This is a genomic window from Methylorubrum podarium, from assembly GCF_022179745.1.
GTDB lineage: Bacteria > Pseudomonadota > Alphaproteobacteria > Rhizobiales > Beijerinckiaceae > Methylobacterium > Methylobacterium podarium.
The window spans coordinates 1-4,772 of sequence record NZ_BPRD01000321.1; the positions used below are offsets into that span (position 1 = coordinate 1).

The 4,772-nt window shown below is 71.0% G+C and carries 2 protein-coding genes and 1 pseudogene; 1 reads left to right on the forward strand and 2 read right to left on the reverse strand.

Going from position 1 to position 4,772, the window contains the following annotated elements:
- Positions 1-90 precede the first annotated feature (90 nt).
- Complete coding sequence (locus tag MFF42_RS16100; RefSeq protein WP_238256654.1) at positions 91-1,386, forward strand: PQQ-dependent sugar dehydrogenase; 1,296 nt, start codon at positions 91-93, stop codon at positions 1,384-1,386.
- A gap of 108 nt (positions 1,387-1,494) precedes the next feature.
- On the opposite strand, the gene MFF42_RS16105 is transcribed toward MFF42_RS16100, so the two are convergent.
- Both MFF42_RS16105 and serS read right to left on the reverse strand, forming a co-directional pair.
- Positions 1,495-2,751: a PD-(D/E)XK nuclease family protein gene (locus tag MFF42_RS16105; RefSeq protein ID WP_283206888.1), complete on the reverse strand. Its 1,257-nt coding sequence runs from the start codon at positions 2,749-2,751 to the stop codon at positions 1,495-1,497.
- A gap of 204 nt (positions 2,752-2,955) precedes the next feature.
- Positions 2,956-4,197 (reverse strand): annotated as a pseudogene (gene serS, locus MFF42_RS16110) (serine--tRNA ligase); the annotation flags it as partial.
- Between the last annotated feature and the right edge of the window lie 575 nt (positions 4,198-4,772).

The following is a 4,772-nucleotide window of genomic DNA, read 5'->3' on the forward strand; positions in this document are numbered from 1 at the left end:
CGGGCGCCTGCGGCGCCGCGACCCTCGCCGTGGGCCGCCCGCGCCCCATTTGGCGGGCAGGATCGGCGACCCGCACAAGGATCAATCGACGTGACGCGCACCCTTTCCCTTCTGCTCGCCACCGTCGCGGCCCTCGGCCTCGATGCCTCCGCCTTCGCGCAAGCGCCGTCCGGCCAGGGCGGCGAGGACACGCGCGCCCCGCGCATCCAGGGCGAGTCGTTCCAGGCGCCGGCCGCGCCGAGCGCCGGAACGTCGATTGCCGAGAAGGAGCCGCCGAACACCGATTACAAGCCGCTCCTGCCCAACCAGACCCGGGCGCCCGAGCCCGCGCAGAAGGCGGAGATCGAGACCGCGGTCGTGGCGAAGGGCCTGGACAGCCCCTGGGCGATGGAGTTCCTGCCCGACGGGCGCATGATCGTGACCGAGAAGGCCGGCAAGATCCGCATCGTGGCCAAGGACGGCACGGTGGGGCAGCCGGTGGCAGGGGTTCCGAAGGTCGATCCGAAGGGGCAGGGCGGCCTGCTCGACATCGCGCTGAGCCCGAGCTTCGCCGCCGACCGCACGATCTATTTCAGCTACAGCGAGCCGCGGGACAAGGGCAACGGCACGACGGTGGCCAAGGCCAAGCTGGTCGAGAGCGACGGCAAGGCGCGGCTCGACGAGTTCAAGATCATCTTCCGCCAGATGCCGACCTATGACGGCGACAAGCATTTCGGCTCGCGCCTCGTCTTCGCGCCGGACGGCAAGCTGTTCGTGACGGTGGGCGAGCGCTCCGACAAGCAGACCCGCGGGCAGGCGCAGGACCTGACCAGCGGCCTCGGCAAGGTCTTCCGCATCGACACCGACGGCAACGCGCCGAAGGACAACCCCTTCACCGGCGGCGAGAAGGCCAAGCCCGAGATCTGGTCCTACGGCCACCGCAACGTCCAGGCCGCCGCCCTGGACAACCAGGGCCGGCTCTGGACCGTGGAGCACGGCCCCCGCGGCGGCGACGAGCTGAACCGGCCGCGGCCCGGCCTCAACTACGGCTGGCCCGTCGTCACCTACGGCATCGAGTATTCCGGCGAGAAGATCGGCGACGGCCAGACCCAGGCCGGCGGCACGGTGCAGCCGGTCTATTACTGGGATCCGGTGATCGGCCCTACGGGCATGGCGCTCTACGACAAGGACCTGTTTCCGGCCTGGAAGAACCAGTTCCTCATCGGCGGCCTCGTCAGCACCGGCCTCGTCCTGCTGAAGCTCGACGGCGACAAGGTCGTCACCGAGGAGCGCATTCCGCTGGAGCACCGCGTCCGCGACGTGCGGGTCGGTCCGGACGGCGCCGTCTACGCGGTGACGGAGGATGACGGCCAGATCGTCAAGCTGACGCCGAAGAAGAGCAGCTGAGTATCACCAGACGTCCTTGCGAGGCGAAGCCGAAGCAATCCAGGGCGCGACCTCTCCGAAACGGTCGCGCCGCTGGATCGCTTCGCATCCGCTCGCGATGACCGGGCGTCAGCGCGATTCCTCCACCCGCCGCACCACGGGCCCCGAAGTCCAGACCAGTAGGGCCGTGATCCGGTGCTCGGGCCAGATCGCGGCGGCGAGCCGGGCGTAGAGCGCGACCTGCGCCGCCTCACGCTCCGGAAGCGGCGCGTCGTCCGCGGGCGGGCGGCCGGTCTTGAAGTCGCACAGGATCACCCGGCCGTCCTCCACGACGAGGCGGTCGATCCGGCCGGTGACGTCGCGCGCGATGCCATCGACGACGATCCGCCCCGACAAGGCCACCTCGGCCCGCGCCTGCGTCGAGAACAGCGGCGCGAGATCCGGCGTCTCGATCAAGCGGAGCACCGCGCGCACGAGCTCCTTGCGCTTGCCCTCCTCCAGGGCCGGCGCGCGGGCGCGGGTGAAGCGCTCGGCGGCTTCCGCCCGTCGGGCCGGCTCGATCCGCGGCAGGTGTTCGAGGAGCAAGTGGATCAGGGCGCCGCGGCGGCGGGCCTCGGCGTCGCCCAGGCGGCGCCGGGGCTGGCGCTGGCCATCGGCCGCGCCGAGCGCACCAGAGGGGCTCAGGGGCGGGGCGGCCTCGGCCTCCGGCGCGGCGTTCGAGAACAGCCAATCCGGCACCGATTCGGGCTCGGGCGGAGCCGTGGTCTCCGCCGCGGCGGCGAGCGCGGCGGCCGAGCCGTCGCGCCAGATCGTGACCGGCCCGTGCTCGGTCTCGACCGCCTCGCCGGGCCCCAGCCCCCGCTCCAGGCCGATGCGGACCATCTCGCACCACGAGGCCGGCGTCTCCCGCGTCGCCCCACGATAGGGGGCGATGACGAGGTGGTCGGCCGCCCGGGTCATGGCGACGTAGAGCAGGCGGTTGTGCTCCTCCCGCGCCCGCGCCTGGAGGGCGGAGCGGGCCCTGAGCGTCGCCGCGCAATCCTGCGTCCGCCCCCCGGTCCAGACCGGCGGCAGCGGGCCGTCGGCGGCGGGGTCGAGGCCGAGCAGCGGCGGGTCGTTGCGGCCGAGCGGCTCGCAGCCGTCGATGACGACGACGACCGGCGCCTCCAGGCCCTTGGCGCCGTGGACCGTCATCACCCGCACCTCGTCGCGGCCGGCCTCCAGGTCGCGCTTGACCGAGAGGCCGCTCTTCCCGCGGCCGGGCCGCACGACGTAATCGGCCAGGAACGCGTCGAGGCAGGGGGCGTCGCCCCCGGTCTCGGCCTCCGCGGCCTGGGCGAGGAACACGTCGATGGCGTCGCCCGCCTCGCCGCCGAGCCGCGCCACCAGCCGGCTGCGCCCGCCATGGGCTCCGAGCAGGGCGGCGTAGAAGCCGAACGGGCCGTTCTCCGCGGCCAACCGGATCCAGAGCTGCAGGGCCGCGTGGCCGCGGATCGCGGCGGCGTCGCCGGCCTCCGCGTGGCGGGTCAGCGCGTCCTCCAGGGTCTCGGAGAAGGGGCGGCGGGCGGCGATGCGGGTCAGGTCGTCGTCGGTGAGGCCGACGAGCGGCGTCTTGAGCGCGGTGGCAAGCGTCAGGTCGTCGGCGGGCAGGAGCCCGGCGCGGCCGACCGCGACGCCGGAGCCGTTCAGGGTGTGGACGAAGCCGACCCCCCTGCCCTCCTTCGCCCGGTAGCGCGCGTTCATCCGCCGCGCCTGAAAGTCGCCGCAGACCGAGCAGGACGAGATCTCGCGATAGGTCTGCTGGCCGGGCACCCAGACCTCGATGTCGTAGGTCTTCCGGCTCGCGAAGCCCATGTCGCCGGTGCAGAGCGTCATGACGCGATAGGACAGGTCGAGCTTCTTGAGCACGGCCTCGGCGCAGGCGAGCATCCGCTCGTGCTCCTCGTCCGACTTCTCCGGGGCGGTGATCGAGACCAGCTCGACCTTGTTGAACTGGTGCTGGCGCAGCATGCCGCGGGTGTCGCGCCCCGCCGCCCCGGCCTCGGCGCGGAAGCAGGGGGTGAGCGCGGTGAAGCGCAGGGGCAGCTCGTCCTCGGCCAGGATATTTTCGCGCACGAGGTTGGTGAGGGGGACTTCGGCCGTGGGGATCAGCCAGAAGCCGTCGCCCGCCGCGAACTGGTCGTCGCGGAACTTCGGCAGTTGCGCCGTGCCGAACATCGCCTCGTCGCGCACGAGGACCGGCGGAACCACCTCGGTGTAGCCATGCTCGCCCGTGTGCAGGTCGAGCATGAACTGACCGAGCGCCCGCTCCAGCCGGGCGAGGTGCCCCTTGAGCACCACGAAGCGCGAGCCGGAGAGTTTCGCGGCCGCCTCGAAATCCATCAGGCCGGTGGCCTCGCCGAGCTCGAAATGCTGGCGGCCCTGGGCGAGGCGCTCGCGGGAGGAATCGAAGCGGCGATACTCGACATTGCCGTGCTCGTCGGCGCCGAGGGGCACGTCCTCCTTCGGCCGGTTCGGGATCGCGGCGAGGCGCGCGTCGAGGACCTTTTCCGCCTCCCCTTGCGCGGCTTCCAGCCCCGGCGCCTCGTCCTTGAGGCGGGCGACCTCGGCCATCAGTTCGGCGGCGCGGGCCTCGTCCTTCGCCTTCTTGGCCGCGCCGATCTCCTTGGACAGCGCGTTGCGCCGCTCCTGGGCCGACTGCGCCGCCGAGACCGCCGCCTTCCGCGCATCGTCGAGGGCGATCAGCTCGGCGCTCAGGGGCGACAGGCCGCGGTGCTCCAGATCGCGGTCGAAGGCCTCCGGATTCTCGCGGATGGCGCGGATGTCGTGCATGTCGGGGCTCTTAAGGGTCTTGTGCGCGCGAGGGCCCCGCTTTGCCGCATCGCCCTCCGCATCACAAGAGAGGACGGCCCGGTCGGAAGGAGCTAGAAGGCCGGCTGACGCCGTGACGAACTCCGACCGAGTCCAAACACCGTCATTCCGGGTTCGCCACCGGCGCCTCGAAATGACGGGGGAGCAGCAGTCTTCTTACAAAAATCAAAGGGGCAAATGGCAATCCGTCGTGCCAAACGCTCCGGCCGTTCGGCTTGCGGATCCGCCGATCCTGCACCATATCGCTGATATCGCAGCATTTTTCCGCAAGACCTGCACGGAAATGCCGCGTCCGAGGCCCGTTTCGGACTCTCCCCAGCACTCCCTATGAGAAATATAAGTGTAGGGTCCGCTTGAATTGCGCCCAACGGATTGTCTATATCAAGGGCGTCGAACACGAGGGGCCCGGCGAACGAACGGCCACCGCCTCAGTTCGAGGTGGGACGGTCATGAGACCGACCTTCGTATTCAAAACGTCACTCAGGAGACACGCCATGAAGTGGTCTGCCCCCGTCGTTGCCGAGATCTGCGTCGGC